This is a genomic window from Enterobacter sp. 198, from assembly GCF_009025585.1.
Taxonomy (GTDB): Bacteria; Pseudomonadota; Gammaproteobacteria; order Enterobacterales; family Enterobacteriaceae; genus Enterobacter; species Enterobacter ludwigii.
Genome location: NZ_WCIM01000011.1, coordinates 95,122 through 109,380, shown reverse-complemented (window position 1 = coordinate 109,380; position 14,259 = coordinate 95,122). Strand labels below are relative to the sequence as shown.

Here is a 14,259-nt window from a genome sequence, read left to right as displayed (position 1 = left end):
ACCCCTGAAAATAAGCACTTGCCAGGCTGGCATCCACACAGCGACCGCAAACTGACGTTTGCGGTTTGTTATTGCATTATGGCGCTGTGAGATACGTGTTGGTCGGGCGGTTATTTGCGCCCGGAATGGCCGAAGCCGCCTTCGCCACGGTCGGTGGCGTCAAAGTCTTCCACCAGGTTAAATTCTGCCTGAACCACCGGTACAAAGACCATCTGTGCGATACGCTCGCCCGGTTCAATGGTGAAGCTGTCCTGACCACGGTTCCAGACGGAAACCATCAGTTGACCCTGGTAGTCAGAGTCGATCAGGCCGACCAGGTTACCCAGTACCACTCCATGCTTATGACCCAGACCAGAACGCGGCAGGATCACCGCTGCCAGCGACGGGTCAGCAATGTGGATTGCCAGGCCGGTTGGGATCAAGGTGGTTGCACCCGGAGCCAGCTCTACGGCGTCATCGAGACAGGCGCGCAGGTCAAGACCGGCAGAGCCGGAGGTGGCATAGGTTGGCAGCGCAAATTGCTTACCAACACGCGGGTCCAGAATCTTAACGTCGATTTTTTTCATCATAACGGGTAACGATCTCGTCCAGTAATTGTTGGCCCAGGAGTTCCTTGCGCTCAAGCGGTAAGACTTTATCTCCATCCTGCCAGAAAAGGTGCAGTGCGTTGCTGTCGCTGTTAAATCCTTGCGTGGCCAGCGATACGTCGTTCGCGCAAATCAAATCGAGGTTTTTGCGGGTACGTTTTTGCCGGGCATATTCTTCCACATTATTTGTTTCTGCGGCAAACCCAACAACGTAAGGACGATGGCTTTTCAGTGCGGCGACACCCGCAACAATGTCCGGATTTTTCACCATTTTTAGTGTTAATTCATCGCCTTGCTTTTTAATTTTTGACCCGGAAATGGTTTCGGCACGGTAATCTGCAACAGCCGCACAGCCGATAAAAATCTGCTGGTTCTGCGCATGCGCCTGTACGGCGGCGTCCATCTCCAGGGCGGTGGTGACATCAATACGCTGCACGAACGGTGGTGTCGGTAACGAGACCGGGCCGCTCACCAGCGTGACCTTTGCACCGCGTTTTGCCGCCGCGGCAGCAATCGCAAAGCCCATTTTACCGGAGCTATGGTTGGTAATGTAACGCACCGGGTCCAGCGGCTCGCGCGTTGGGCCCGCGGTAATCATGATGTTGAGATGTTGCAGATCGTTGACAGGCGAAAAATGGCCGGCGGCCAGCTCAACGATGGTCAGCGGGTCAAGCATACGACCAGGACCCACATCACCACATGCCTGGCTACCGCTGTCCGGCCCCCAGATGAGCAGGCCGCGTGAGGCCAGCGTCGTCAGATTATGTTGGGTGGCGGCGTTGCGGTACATCTGCTGGTTCATCGCGGGGACGACGGCAACAGGTGCGGGCGTGGCCAGGCAAATGGTCGAGACCAGATCGTTTGCCATGCCGGCTGCTACGCGGGCAATTAAATCTGCTGTGGCGGGGGCAAGGATAACCAGGTCTGCCCATTTTCCCAGCTCAATATGGCCCATCGCGGCTTCGGCGGCCGGATCAAGGAGGCTGTCAGAGACGGGGTACCCTGAAACGGCCTGCAGGCTCAGAGGCGTGATAAAGGCTTTGCCGCCTTCCGTTATCGCGACCCGCACATCCGCCCCGCGCTCGCGCAAACGACGCACCAGCTCCGGCGCTTTATAGGCAGCGATACCGCCGCTCACGCCAAGAACGATTTTTTTACCGGCCAGGCTCATCATGATTCTTTCCTGTTGGGTTTCACCAGAGAGCGGGCATTTTATCACAATCCCAAAAAGGGGGTGATTTTGTCCTTCGGCCAGTTTGCGAGGCGTTACGCAGGAATGAAAAGTGGGCGTCGAGCGCCGGGGGTGGCTGTGGCAGCATGATGGCAAACCGAAGGAGACAGGCATGGAAGAGACTGAACTGCTGCTACCGCGTGAAAAAATGCTGCGCTATGGCGTCACGTTGTTAAAGGACGACGAGTTGCTGGCACTCTTTTTACGCACCGGAACGCCCGGCAAAACGGTATTTACGCTGGCAAAGGAGCTCATCGACCATTTTGGTTCGCTGTATGGCTTATTGACGGCGGATCTGACGGAATTCAGGCACGTCGAAGGAATTGGCGTGGCGAAGTTCGCCCAACTGAGGGGGATTGCTGAACTGGCCCGCCGTTTTTACGACGTCCGTATGGAAGAGGAAGATCCCATACTCACCCCGGATATGACACGCGTATTTCTCCAGAGCCAGCTATCAGATTTGGAGCGCGAGATCTTTATGGTGATCTTTCTTGATAACAGGAACCGGGTACTAAAACATAGCCGTCTTTTTTCCGGAACACTGAGCCACGTTGAGGTTCATCCGCGAGAAATTGTGCGGGAAGCGATAAAAGTGAATGCAGCCGGCGTGATACTCGCGCATAATCACCCTTCTGGCTGTGCAGAACCAAGCAGAGCTGACAAAGAGATGACCGAACGCATTATCAAATGCTGTCAATTCATGGACATTCGTGTGCTCGACCATCTGATAATTGGTCGCGGCGAGTACATTTCTTTTGCAGAACATGGCTGGATTTAGGCTATTTCTCGCGATCCATCGGGATCTTTGTCTGTTCGGGACTTGAGCACACCGCCGAGTCAGCGTATACTACGCCACCTTTGAGAATCTCGGGTTTGGCATTTGGGCCTGGCAATCGAGAGTTCAATAGAACTATGCGATGACCGGGCTGTAAAGCCTGACGAGGCGCCGATACCCCATACGAAGCTCGAGCTAATTTGATTTTTGGAGAATAGACATGTCCCGAGTCTGCCAAGTTACTGGCAAGCGTCCGGTGACCGGTAACAACCGTTCCCACGCACTGAACGCGACTAAACGCCGTTTCCTGCCGAACCTGCACTCTCACCGTTTCTGGGTTGAGAGCGAGAAGCGTTTTGTCACCCTGCGCGTATCTGCTAAAGGTATGCGTGTAATCGATAAGAAAGGCATTGATACAGTTCTGTCCGAACTGCGTGCCCGTGGCGAAAAGTACTAAGTACTTAAAGAGGAAATAAATCATGGCTAAAGGTATTCGCGAGAAAATCAAGCTGGTTTCTTCTGCTGGTACAGGTCACTTCTACACCACCACGAAGAACAAACGTACTAAGCCGGAAAAACTGGAACTGAAAAAATTCGATCCAGTTGTACGCCAGCACGTACTGTACAAAGAAGCTAAAATCAAATAATTTTAGCCTCCTTGTATTGAAAAACCCCGCAACTGCGGGGTTTTTTGCATTCTGCATCTTACTCCGGAGGAACCATGCCTGAATTACCTGAGGTAGAGACCAGCCGCCGCGGTATTGAGCCGCATCTGGTCGGCGCGACTATTCTTCATGCTATCGTTCGCAACGGTCGCCTGCGTTGGCCGGTGTCCGATGAAATCCATGCGTTAAGCGATAAACCGATTCTCAGCGTCCAGCGTCGCGCCAAATATCTGCTGCTGGAGCTGCCCGACGGCTGGATTATCATCCATCTCGGTATGTCCGGTAGTCTGCGCATCCTTACCGAAGAACTGCCCGCGGAAAAGCATGACCATGTCGATCTGGTGATGAGCAACGGTAAAGTGCTGCGTTACACCGACCCACGACGCTTTGGCGCATGGCTGTGGACCAAAGAGCTTGAAGGACACAGCGTTCTGGCGCATCTGGGGCCAGAGCCGCTCTCAGAGGCGTTTAACGCGGAATACCTGAAAGCGAAGTGTGCAAAGAAGAAAACTCCGATCAAACCGTGGCTGATGGACAATAAGCTGGTGGTGGGAGTAGGGAATATTTATGCCAGCGAATCGCTGTTTGCCGCCGGGATCCATCCCGATCGGCTGGCCTCATCGCTGTCATCCCAGGAGTGTGAACTGCTGGTCCGGGTGATTAAAGCGGTGCTGCTGCGTTCGATTGAGCAAGGGGGGACCACCCTGAAGGACTTCCTGCAGAGCGACGGTAAACCCGGCTATTTTGCCCAGGAGCTGCAGGTATATGGCCGTAAGGGTGAGCCGTGCAGAGTCTGTGGGACACCGATTATTGCAACGAAGCACGCCCAGCGCGCCACGTTCTATTGCCGTCAGTGCCAGAAATAGGGCTACTTTAATTTTTCCATCAACGCCTGATGGACGTTAGCCGGCAGGAAATGGGTCACGTCACCGTGATGACGCGCCACCTCTTTGACCAGCGAGGAAGAGATAAACGACCACTCTTTGGAGGGCATCAGGAACACGCTCTCCAGCTCTGGCATCAGGTGGCGGTTCATGTGTGCCAGCTGCATTTCGTATTCGAAGTCAGCCACCGCGCGTAACCCGCGGATCAAAATGTTAGCCTGCCGGGCACGGGCGAAGTTGGCCATCAGATCGCTGAAGCCCACCACCTCGACGTTTGGCAGATGTGAGATAGCGTCAGTGGCAAGTGCAACGCGCTCATTGAGATCGAACATGGGTTTCTTACTGGGGCTGGCGGCGATCGCCAGAATCACCTTATCAAACATGCATGCCGCACGGGTAATGATGTCAAGATGACCGTTGGTGATGGGATCAAAGGTACCCGGATAAATCGCTTTTGTGCTCATGGCTCACGTTTTCTCTGAGTAGCCGCGGCAAAGCGCCCACAGCTCGGTGTATTTGTTGAAAGTATACTGGGCATTCACCACCGCCAGTAACCACCCCTGTTTACCGTCCAGCACGCCGCCTCGCAGCAGCAGTGTTTTCAGAAATGCCCCCAGAGTGTGGGTGAAAATGCCGGTCAGCGTGGCCTTCTTGCCGCGCAGGTGGCGCTCCTGTGCCCATGCGGTGGCATAGTTAAGCTGTTTGCGCTGGAAGCTGGCGAAATCCCGGCAGGTCAGATGCAGCAGATCGCCTGTCAGAGGAATGACGGGGGCACTGTCGCATGCCAGGGATTCATGGACCAGATTATCGTTGTACTGATATCGCTCACGCTCGTAGAGGCGCATTACGCGGTCTGGATACCAGCCGCTGTGGCGCATAAAACGGCCAAGGAAATAGTTGCGACGTGCAATGCTGTATACCGCGCCAGGCTGAGGTGCTGTCAGCACCGCCTGAATGGCCTGGCGGAGCTCAGGTGTGATGCGCTCGTCAGTGTCCAGCATCAGCACGTAATCGCCAGTAGCATAGCGCTGCGCGCGCTGTCGCTGGATGCCGTAGCCTTGCCAGTCGGTATCGATAAAGACCTTTGCACCCGCGGCACGGGCGACATCCACCGTGTTGTCCTCGCTGCCGGAGTCGAGAAGGACAATTTCGTCAGCCCAGGCGACGGAGGCCAGGCAGTCCGGAAGCAGGTCGGCGGCGTTTTTGGCGATCATCACGACCGACAGACGCGTTGACATTAGTGGCTCCGCTGAGGCAGATAAGGTTGCAGAAGTTGCAGCAGACGAGTGAGTGCGCCCTGGTTCTGATGCAGCACTTCGACAGCATGGCGACCATACCAGAGGCGGTAGTCTTCGTCGGTCAGAAGGGTTGAGACCTCTTTGACCACCGAGTCCGCGTCGGTCACGGTAATTAACCCGTCGGCTTGCTGCAATTTAGCGCAGATATCTTTGAAGTTAAACGTGTGTGGACCCATCAGCACCGGAATGGCGTGTGCGGCCGGCTCAAGCGGATTATGGCCGCCGCGCTCCACAAGGCTTCCGCCGACAAAAGCCAGATCGGCAATGCCGTAAAGCAGCATCAGCTCGCCCATTGTATCGCCAATCACCACCTGAGTGCTGCCGGAGGGGATCTCACCGCTGCTGCGCAGGGTAAAGCTGAAGCCGCCTTTCTGCACCATCTCACGCGCATCTTTAAAACGTTCGGGGTGACGGGGGACCAGAATCAGCAGCAAATCGGGGAATTTTTCCAGCAGCTTACGATGGGCCTGCAGGATAATGGCTTCTTCGCCGTCATGGGTGCTGGTTGCAATCCACACCTGACGACGCGGTGCCCACTGGCGACGTAGCGTAATCGCACGGGCGGCGAGTTCAGGCGTGACGGAGATATCGAACTTAAGGCTACCCGTCACCGCAAGCTGGTTGCGCTTCAGGCCCAGAGCGAGAAAGCGCGCCGCGTCTTCTTCGTTCTGCGCGGCAATCAGTGTAATTCGGCTGAGCAGGCGGCGCATAAATTTACCTAACTTGCCGTAACCTTTCGCCGAGCGCTCTGAAAGGCGCGCGTTGGCAATCACCAGCGGAATTTTACGGGCATGCAGGGCGGAAATCATATTTGGCCACAGCTCGGTTTCCATGACGATCACCAGTTTCGGGCGAACGGTATTCAGGAAGCGGTTCATGGCGCAAGGCAGGTCGTAAGGCAAATAGACGTGTTGAACGTCTTTACCGAACGCCGATAATGCGCGTTCAGATCCCGTCGGCGTCATGGTCGTGACCGTGATCGGCAGTGACGGATAGCGGTGACGAAGGGCGCGAACCAGCGGGATCGCCGCCAGCGTTTCGCCCACAGAAACGGAATGCAGCAAAATACCGTCCGGCACGACTTTATTGCGGCAGTAACCATAGCGTTCAGCCCAGCGTTTACGATACGCAGGCGCTTTACGGCTACGAAGCAACAGTCGCAGCCACACCAGTGGCTGGATGATGTAGAGCAGGGCGGTATACAACAATTCCAAGCGATTATCCGTTTTTTAGTTTCGGCGGGGAAATTCTAAGCATTTAAGCCGGGTAAAGCTATCTCTTATGCCAGATACCGTTTTAAACGGAAGTAGCGTCGGCCCAGGCGCCAGCGCAAACGGGGGCTTTTGGCACTTTTCCAGATAAGCCTCCAGATACCCGTGTCGAAGAACTCTTTTATTATCATCGACTTCTTCTGCACATCCTTCATATTGTCGAAGGTATGAATGATCCCAAGCCCCTCTTTGGCGATTTGCCAGTGGCAGGCGGGGATATCTTTCACTTTTTCCGGGTAACGCTGGTTGATGGCATCCAGCATCTGCAGAATTTTCATGTAATGGCGCGCCGAGCGAATCAGCGTGTCATCATTGTCCGGCATATGGGAAACCGATGCGGAGTGAATGTAATAGTCGTAAAAACGTTCACTGGTGTACTGCACGCGGTCAGCTGCGAGCAAGACTTCGGTAGTCCACGGGATATCCTGATGACGCAGGCCGGGCTCAAAACGAAAACCGTTCTGACGAATAAAGTCGTGGCGATAGATATTCAGCCAGGTCACATGCAGAAACTTGCGTGAGTCGAGCGCTTTTTTTAACCAGGCCGCACCGGTCATGACGTCTGTCGAGGCCAGCTTGTCTTCCGGGAAAATCGGCCGTGAAGGCTTCTTATTGTTTTCCCAGACGTAGTTTCCGTTGCAGGTGGCGACATCCAGATTCTGTGTGACGGCCATATCAAGCAAGCGCTGATACATGCCGGGCTTAAAGACATCATCAATATCCGGGAAAGAGAGATATTGGCCGGTAGCGACGGCCAGACCGGTATTGCGCGCAATGGATACACCCTGATTTTCCTGTTCGATAACCTGCATTTGTGGCAGTTTTTCACGCCAGGTTTCGACTATCTGCATCGAACTGTCCGTGGAGCCATCATTGACGATGATGACTTCCATACTGTCGATCTGTTGATTCGCAAGGCAGGTAAAGAACTGATCCAGGAAAGCTTCGCCGTTATAAACGGCAACCACTACGCTTAATAATGGCGCTGAATTTTGCATAAGAAACCTGATTATTATTGATTGTCTACCAACGCAACATATTGCTGGCAAATGGCATTTATCCCGAACGACGCGATCGTTGCGCTATCAACGACAGGCGGGGAGGTATAGAGATCGGCCAGTGTTTTCGCCAGTGATTCATCATTCATCTCCGACAGCCCGCGCGCCAGCGTACCCGTGAGGATTTCAGCAGGCCCGCCAGGACAGTTCGTACTGACAGGCGGCGTCTGGCAGATGATGGATTCTACCAGTACGTTACCAAAACCTTCACAGTCAGAACTTAACACTAAAAGCCGTGCGCCTTTAATCCACGGATAAGGGTTGGACTCGAAGGGGCGGAAAATAACCTTGTCTTCGATCCCGAGTTCTTTCGCTAACTGTTTAAGCTGTTGAATTTTGGTGTCAGAACCGTTGCCCATCATCACCAGCGATGCGTCTATTTTGCTCTGCGCATAGGCACGCAGAAGGCGGTCGTGGCGTTTATGTTCATGAAAACGACCCACGTGAATAATGTAATCCTGCCCCTGCATCTCAAAAGGCGCATCCGCCAGACGCTGGATTTCAGGAATATCAAAGGGATTATGGATAACCGCTTTGCGACGAAGGTCGATGGACAGCGTCTCTGAGAGATCTTTCAGCACGGCGGCGGAGACGGCGACAACGTTTCGGTTTTCGTAGGTATGACGAATTTTGTAATGCTTAAACCAGCGTGAAAGGCCGTGGCGATGACGCAGGTAGGAGAATGAGAACATGCCATGCACGCAGAACCAGACCTTATCGCGATCCAGCGCACGACTGTGCGCCACAATACGATCGGTTTTATGCAGGTGCGAGAATATGACGTCGAACTTCCCGCTGCGCTCAGCCTGTTCAATGGCATTGTCCAGCAGCTGCGCCCGGCGCGGGATCTCGGTGAGCTTTCTCCAGGGCTTTTTACACGTATCCTGAATGACCTGATAATCAATGCCTGCCGGGATGGCGTAGTCGCACACCTTTCGCAGGGAGAAAAGGGAGACCTGATGCCCCATTTCTATCAATCCGCTGGAGAGGGTGAGAACCGTTTTTTCGGCTCCTCCACCGGGCAAACCATCAATAATCATTAGGATGCGCATTTTTAATCCAGTAATTTTTGATAAAGCGAAATAAGCTGACTTGATAATTTTTCTGGGGTCGCTTCTTTTACGCGCTCACGCGCTGCCCGCCCCATATCGTTATTCTTATCCAAAGATGGAAGGGTCATGACTGCCTCCTTCAATCTGCTGATATCAAGTGCATCACAGTAAAAGCCATTCTGACCTTGCTCAATAAACTCTGCACCACCGCAACTCACTGAAGTAATGACGGGCAAACCGCAGGCCATCGCTTCAAGAATGACGTTTGGAAAAGGATCATACAGCGTTGGCAGCAGTAATCCATCGGATACCTGGTAAAATGGTAGTGTCTCTTTTTGCATCCCCAGGAAGCGAATTTGCCCCTCACAGCCCAATGAACGGGCGAGGTCACGGTAACGACTTTCTGCTTTATCCTGTCCAACCACAATCAGCCACGCGGGTGTGCCCGCAATAGCGCGGATAGCGCTGGCCAGTCCCTTACGTTCAAAACCTGACCCGACGAAACACAACACCACGGCATCGACAGGCAATCCGAGCTGCCGGCGCAGTGCAGCGCGCTGTCCTTCGGTTGCCGGAACGAAGCGGCTGGAATCAATTGAATTATAAATCACATGTATCTTTTTTGCGTCAATATCAAAGTCTTCGATGATTTCGCGTTTGATCATCTCCGCATTGCAGATAACGGCTTTCAATTCAGGAGCCTGATACATTTCACGTTCGGCGTGCATGACGTAGCGATGGTAGCGATCGTGCATCAGAAGTTGTGCACGCCAGGCAGGCAGAATGCGCGCACGCTGCAGCAGCCAACGCCGGTGCACGCCATCCCCTGCGCGGTAAATATCGCAGCCAGGAATACGCTCGTGGCTCTGCACAATGTCAAACTGCTGCTGTTCCCACAGTGCACGCGCAGCATGTGCAAACCCGCGTTCGCGACTGATTCGGCCCCATTTACGTGGGTCGCAAATATGGATATGCCAGTCGTCCTGCTTCTCCCCCTGCCACTCACGCGTGATGACGTTGAGTTCCAGGTTTTGGTTGCTCAGTGCGGTAAGTGCCCGGGAAACGAAGCGTTCCGCCCCGCCATCAGGACGGTATTTTTGGCGAACAATCGCCAGACGATGGTGTTTCATTACAGGTATCTCCTGGCGGCGGAGATCACGACATCAACGGGAATGGCGTCGAGATAGCGTTCAGTTGTTTTGGTATCAATGGCGTCCGGATCGGGAAGTGGGCCAAAATCGCCAGCCCAGATGACTTCACCGTTGACCTGCCATGGCGACCAGAACACCCGTTTTGACGGGCCGAAGAGAGCAATGCACGGCGTCTGAAGCGCGGCGGCCATGTGCATCGGAACGGAATCGACGCCAATAAAGAGGCGCGCATGATCGATAAGTGATGCCAGCTGGCGCAACGTGAGTTGGCCAGCCAGTGAGACTACGCCCGTTTTTGGCGCCGCGGCGAGAATGCGGTCTATCATTGCCAGCTCTTTTTTATCCGGGCCTGCGGTGAGAACCACAGTGTGGCCATCCTGCTGGAGTGCCGTGATGGTTTGCGCCATCTTGCCTTCGTCCCAGCACTTAAAGAACCAGCGTGACGTTGGCTGGATCACCACGTAGTTATCAGCCACACCCTGTTGTGTCAGTAGCTGGCGCGCGCGATCCCAGTCCTCTGCGCGATAGGCCATAGTGACGGCTGGCTGAGCCGGGACGGGCAACGGTGAAAGAATAGAAAGATTTTGCTCAACGGTATGGAGAGACGGGTGATTGGCGACGGAAACCAAATCGGTATGACAAAAACGCCAGAACGCGTTTTTTCGCTTGTTAAACGCGAACCCAAGGCGTACTGGCGCGCCGGTGAAACGGGTGACAATGGCGCTGCGCCACTGATCGGCGAGGTTAATCACCAGATGATAACGCTGCGCTCTTAAGGCACAGAGTAACTGCCACTCTTTTTGCAGATGTTTCAGGGTGCCGAGCTGCTTCCATTTACGATCTATACCGTAGATGGTGCCGATCGCCGGATGCGCGGCGAGCATATCGCGTGTCTCTTCATAAAGAAGAACATCGATTTGCGCCGTGGGCCATTTTTGACGTAACGAATTAATGACCGGAGTTGTGAGTAACATGTCGCCATGATGTCGAAGTTTGATAAGTAAAATACGTAAATCAGGCGTGTCGAGTAGGTTAATCATCATCATCTTATCAGCGGTATACTGTCAGCAATTCTAATAGACCTGATGGCGACTTGCACTCTTTCTCCATAATGTCAGGAATTTCCCTGGAAGGGTTTACTCCTGCTTCGCAGAGTGCGTAACATAGCCCTCACTCTTACGTCTTACGGACTCATTATGAAAAAACCAGCGTTTATCATCACCATTGATACAGAAGGCGATAATCTCTGGCAAAACCACCGTGTTATCAAAACGGAAAACGCACGTTACCTGGCACGATTTCAGGCGCTATGCGAGCGTTTTGGTTTTAAGCCGGTCTGGCTGACCAACTATGAGATGGCGATCGAACCGGTTTTCATTGAGTTCGCAAAAGATGTGATTGCCCGCGGCCAGGGCGAGGTTGGCATGCATCTTCATGCGTGGAACAGCCCACCTGAACATGACCTCACCGGTGATGACTGGCGCTGGCAACCTTATCTGATTGAGTTTTCAGATGAAATTATGCGCGAGAAAGTGCTTTTTATGACGCACTTACTGGAAGAGACCTTCCAGACCAAAATGCTGAGCCACCGTGCCGGGCGTTGGGCGTTTGATCGTCGCTACGCAAACTTGCTGATAGAGCTGGGTTATCAGGTTGACTGTTCCGTCACCCCACGGGTGAACTGGCGAAATGCCAAAGGGGCACCGCAGGGTCACGGAGGAACGAATTACCAGCATTTCCCTGACCATGCCTACTTTATCGATACAGAGGATATTTCCCGCCCGGGAAAGAGCCCTCTGCTCGAAGTGCCGATGAGTATTCAGTATAAACACCCGGCCTGGCTGAACACCGTTAAACAGGGCTACGATCGGCTGCGTGGGAAATATCGTTCCCCGTCAGTTAACTGGCTGCGTCCGTCCGGTGGAAATGCGTCTGAGATGATTAAGGTCGCACAACAGTGCTTGTCGCAGGGCAATGATTATGTGGAGTTTATGCTCCATTCTTCAGAATTTATGCCCGGCGGAAGTCCTACGTTCAAAGATGATGCGGCCATTGAAGGGTTGTACCAGGATTTGGAACAGTTGTTTACATGGCTGTCGGACAAGACGGTGGGGATGACGCTGGCGGAGTTTTATCAACACCAGAAATAATAATGCCCGCCAGGCGGGCATTATTTATCATCGTTGTTTTGTCTGAGAGAAAGGTGTACTCAGAGCAAACAGGATCATAAAGAATATCAATGCCTCTGAACTCAACAATATGACGTCTGTCAGGCCATAGAGCAATAATAGAAGCATGGCAGTCAATAGCAGACCATTTTTGTTTCTGATGGCGTAGCCCATCATCGACACGAAGAAAAAGAGCAGTATTGCCAGGCCAGGTATTCCTTGTAATGAATACTTTTCAATGAATTCATTGTGTAGATGCACTTTGATGTAAACGAGAGCCGTTGCGAGATGCGGATGCCCATTTTGAATATATTTTTTTGTCCATGTTTCTCTCTCTTCGACTGACTGACCTAACGGATGCGCCAGACCATTTTGAATACCGATAGTCCACATGGAAAAACGTGCGCCGAGAGAAGTGCGATCGTAACCTTTCTGATATTTATCGACTTCGATTTGCGTTTGCATAATCTTAGGTGAAATCAGAGGCTTGTAGCTTACGACTACAATACCCGCCACAATACATAAAAAGATCAGAGTCGATTTCAGATGAATTCTTCTGAAATGATAAAGCGTCATGACGATAGCAAGAAGTAAATAGAGCCCCATTGCAGCACGCGTTCCGGTTAAAAGAATAACAAAGAACGATACCAAAATGGTAAAACCGGCCAGAACATAGAGCTTTACATTTTTCTGAAGGTAAAGGCTGTACACAAAGGCAAGTGACAGCACGGAGTAAACATAGGCAGAGACCGTGGCTCGATTGATTGCCATTTCAACACGAGCCATACCTTGCGATGCCTGCCACAATCCATAACCGGTTGCGAGAGCAAATCCTGTCGCAGTCGCTAAAAGAAAATATTTCTTAAAGTTTTCTCTGTCGATATAATCTTTAAAACGGTCAATATAGAAAACGAGAATACTCGCCAAAAGTAATTTTTTACTTGCACCGAGATAATCGCTGTACATGTTTAAGCCTTCGCTATGGTACTCGTAGACCATATACCAGACAAAATTCAGTAATCCAATAAGAAGTATGGGTAGTGCTATTGAGAATGGTTTTAGCGTAATTTTTTTATATTCAAACGCTAAACCGAGAATAGCGATATAAATTGCAATATAGAAAAACTCACGTTGCTTCCCTGAATTGACTAATGCAAGCATCAAAGAGATGAAGCTCAGAAAAAGTGTCAGTTGATAAAGTCGAAGTTTTATTTTTTCCATAATGCCTCAATAACCCTTTTCTTATAACTAAACCGAATATGTGTGTCCATAAAGAACGAAATCGAATAAAGCTGGCTCACCCGATCTTTTACCAGATTTAAGTGTGGCGTCGAGAGATACTTTTTATGGTTACTGTATATATCAAACCAGTGACAATTGATGAGATGTTTAAAACTGCGCGGGAAGGTTTCTTCCATGCGAAGCGTGCAATCAACAAGTGAAGAGACTTTGCTGGCATCAAGTTCGCTGGATAAGCTTCCATGACGTTTGATGTAATAATAATGCCCCTGACGCTGATAAAATATTTTATGCGCTTGCATAATCATTCCGGGGAACACAGCGAAATCTTCGTAACAGACCATCGAAGGTATAGGGTTAGCTTTATATAGGTCTTTGTGAATAAATTGGCCGATCAGATGTGCCTGAAAGTCTTTATGTCGCAAAAAACGGGAGGTCGCGTCTTGTTGTGAGATTGCCACAGGGTCGAAACCCTGCCAGGTTGAGGTGATCTTTTGAATATCACGAATTTCACGTAAGCGCGTCAGTAGCATATCTGGACGCTGTGCTTGCAGAAAATCCACGGCATCCTGAATGCTGCCCGGTTTTAGCCGGTCATCGCTGTCCAGCATCGTAATATAGTCCCCTGATGCCAGCGTAACAGCACTGTTTCGGACCCGACCCACGTTACGGTAATCCACACATCGCGTTGTTGCATGAGGTAATTTTGGTAACCACGCTTCAATAATATCCTGTGTGCCATCATCTGAGCTGTCATTAAAGATGATGATCTCAACAGCATCGCCTGCACTCCCAATCGCATTCTGCAGGCTTTCTAAAGTGGCATGAAGGGTATCTTCGGCATTATGCGCGGCAATAATGATGCTTAGAAAAGCCATAA

The 14,259-nt window shown here is 51.9% G+C and carries 16 protein-coding genes; 5 read left to right on the top strand and 11 right to left on the bottom strand.

Translation table 11 applies throughout. The features are described from left to right. Positions 1-110: 110 nt before the first annotated feature. Together dut and coaBC are read right to left on the bottom strand one after the other, a co-directional pair. Positions 111-569, bottom strand: coding sequence for a dUTP diphosphatase (dut, locus tag F8561_RS05005; RefSeq protein ID WP_014168052.1), 459 nt, complete (start codon positions 567-569; stop codon positions 111-113). Then, complete coding sequence (gene coaBC, locus F8561_RS05000; protein WP_025206464.1) at positions 547-1,758, bottom strand: bifunctional phosphopantothenoylcysteine decarboxylase/phosphopantothenate--cysteine ligase CoaBC; 1,212 nt, start codon at positions 1,756-1,758, stop codon at positions 547-549. Before coaBC ends, dut begins: the two co-directional genes overlap by 23 nt. A gap of 172 nt (positions 1,759-1,930) precedes the next feature. Here coaBC and radC point away from each other — a divergent pair, with 172 nt between their 5' ends. The 4 genes from radC (at position 1,931) to mutM (ending at position 4,124) form a co-directional block, all read left to right on the top strand. Further along, the gene (gene radC, locus F8561_RS04995) at positions 1,931-2,596 is read left to right on the top strand and encodes a RadC family protein (protein ID WP_020882690.1); all 666 of its coding nucleotides are present in this window, start codon (positions 1,931-1,933) and stop codon (positions 2,594-2,596) included. Between the two features lie 217 nt (positions 2,597-2,813). Further along, complete coding sequence (gene rpmB / locus F8561_RS04990; protein ID WP_002436699.1) at positions 2,814-3,050, top strand: 50S ribosomal protein L28; 237 nt, start codon at positions 2,814-2,816, stop codon at positions 3,048-3,050. Positions 3,051-3,072: 22 nt separating this feature from the next. Next, the gene (rpmG, locus tag F8561_RS04985; protein ID WP_003024094.1) at positions 3,073-3,240 is read left to right on the top strand and encodes a 50S ribosomal protein L33; all 168 of its coding nucleotides are present in this window, start codon (positions 3,073-3,075) and stop codon (positions 3,238-3,240) included. A 74-nt stretch (positions 3,241-3,314) separates the two neighbouring features. Then, positions 3,315-4,124, top strand: coding sequence for a bifunctional DNA-formamidopyrimidine glycosylase/DNA-(apurinic or apyrimidinic site) lyase (gene mutM / locus F8561_RS04980; RefSeq protein WP_032679319.1), 810 nt, complete (start codon positions 3,315-3,317; stop codon positions 4,122-4,124). 2 nt (positions 4,125-4,126) lie between these two features. Here the strand turns inward: mutM and coaD are convergent, their stop codons facing one another. The 7 genes from coaD to rfaQ form a co-directional block, all read right to left on the bottom strand. Beyond that, the gene (coaD, locus tag F8561_RS04975) at positions 4,127-4,606 is read right to left on the bottom strand and encodes a pantetheine-phosphate adenylyltransferase (protein ID WP_014168056.1); all 480 of its coding nucleotides are present in this window, start codon (positions 4,604-4,606) and stop codon (positions 4,127-4,129) included. A gap of 3 nt (positions 4,607-4,609) precedes the next feature. Further along, positions 4,610-5,380, bottom strand: coding sequence for a glycosyltransferase family 2 protein (locus F8561_RS04970; protein ID WP_047954874.1), 771 nt, complete (start codon positions 5,378-5,380; stop codon positions 4,610-4,612). Then, positions 5,380-6,654 (bottom strand): lipid IV(A) 3-deoxy-D-manno-octulosonic acid transferase, encoded by a 1,275-nt coding sequence (gene waaA / locus F8561_RS04965; protein ID WP_014168058.1) that lies wholly within the window; start codon positions 6,652-6,654, stop codon positions 5,380-5,382. The genes F8561_RS04970 and waaA overlap by 1 nt, the downstream gene beginning before the upstream one ends. 65 nt (positions 6,655-6,719) lie before the next feature. After that, entirely contained in the window at positions 6,720-7,709 is a 990-nt protein-coding gene (locus F8561_RS04960) for a glycosyltransferase (protein ID WP_044858677.1), read from the bottom strand. Between the two features lie 14 nt (positions 7,710-7,723). Next, on the bottom strand, positions 7,724-8,821 hold the full coding sequence (locus F8561_RS04955; protein WP_032679322.1) for a glycosyltransferase: 1,098 nt from the start codon (positions 8,819-8,821) through the stop codon (positions 7,724-7,726). A 2-nt stretch (positions 8,822-8,823) separates the two neighbouring features. Beyond that, the gene (locus tag F8561_RS04950; protein ID WP_050737642.1) at positions 8,824-9,951 is read right to left on the bottom strand and encodes a glycosyltransferase family 4 protein; all 1,128 of its coding nucleotides are present in this window, start codon (positions 9,949-9,951) and stop codon (positions 8,824-8,826) included. Then, positions 9,951-11,018: a putative lipopolysaccharide heptosyltransferase III gene (rfaQ, locus tag F8561_RS04945; RefSeq protein ID WP_134179758.1), complete on the bottom strand. Its 1,068-nt coding sequence runs from the start codon at positions 11,016-11,018 to the stop codon at positions 9,951-9,953. The genes F8561_RS04950 and rfaQ overlap by 1 nt, the downstream gene beginning before the upstream one ends. A gap of 150 nt (positions 11,019-11,168) precedes the next feature. Between rfaQ and F8561_RS04940 the strand changes: the two genes are divergently transcribed. Further along, on the top strand, positions 11,169-12,122 hold the full coding sequence (locus F8561_RS04940) for a polysaccharide deacetylase family protein (RefSeq protein ID WP_059305848.1): 954 nt from the start codon (positions 11,169-11,171) through the stop codon (positions 12,120-12,122). 27 nt (positions 12,123-12,149) lie between these two features. On the opposite strand, the gene F8561_RS04935 is transcribed toward F8561_RS04940, so the two are convergent. Together F8561_RS04935 and F8561_RS04930 are read right to left on the bottom strand one after the other, a co-directional pair. Continuing rightward, the gene (locus F8561_RS04935; RefSeq protein ID WP_086533099.1) at positions 12,150-13,361 is read right to left on the bottom strand and encodes an O-antigen ligase family protein; all 1,212 of its coding nucleotides are present in this window, start codon (positions 13,359-13,361) and stop codon (positions 12,150-12,152) included. Further along, the gene (locus F8561_RS04930; RefSeq protein WP_086533100.1) at positions 13,349-14,257 is read right to left on the bottom strand and encodes a glycosyltransferase family 2 protein; all 909 of its coding nucleotides are present in this window, start codon (positions 14,255-14,257) and stop codon (positions 13,349-13,351) included. Before F8561_RS04930 ends, F8561_RS04935 begins: the two co-directional genes overlap by 13 nt. Positions 14,258-14,259 lie beyond the last annotated feature (2 nt).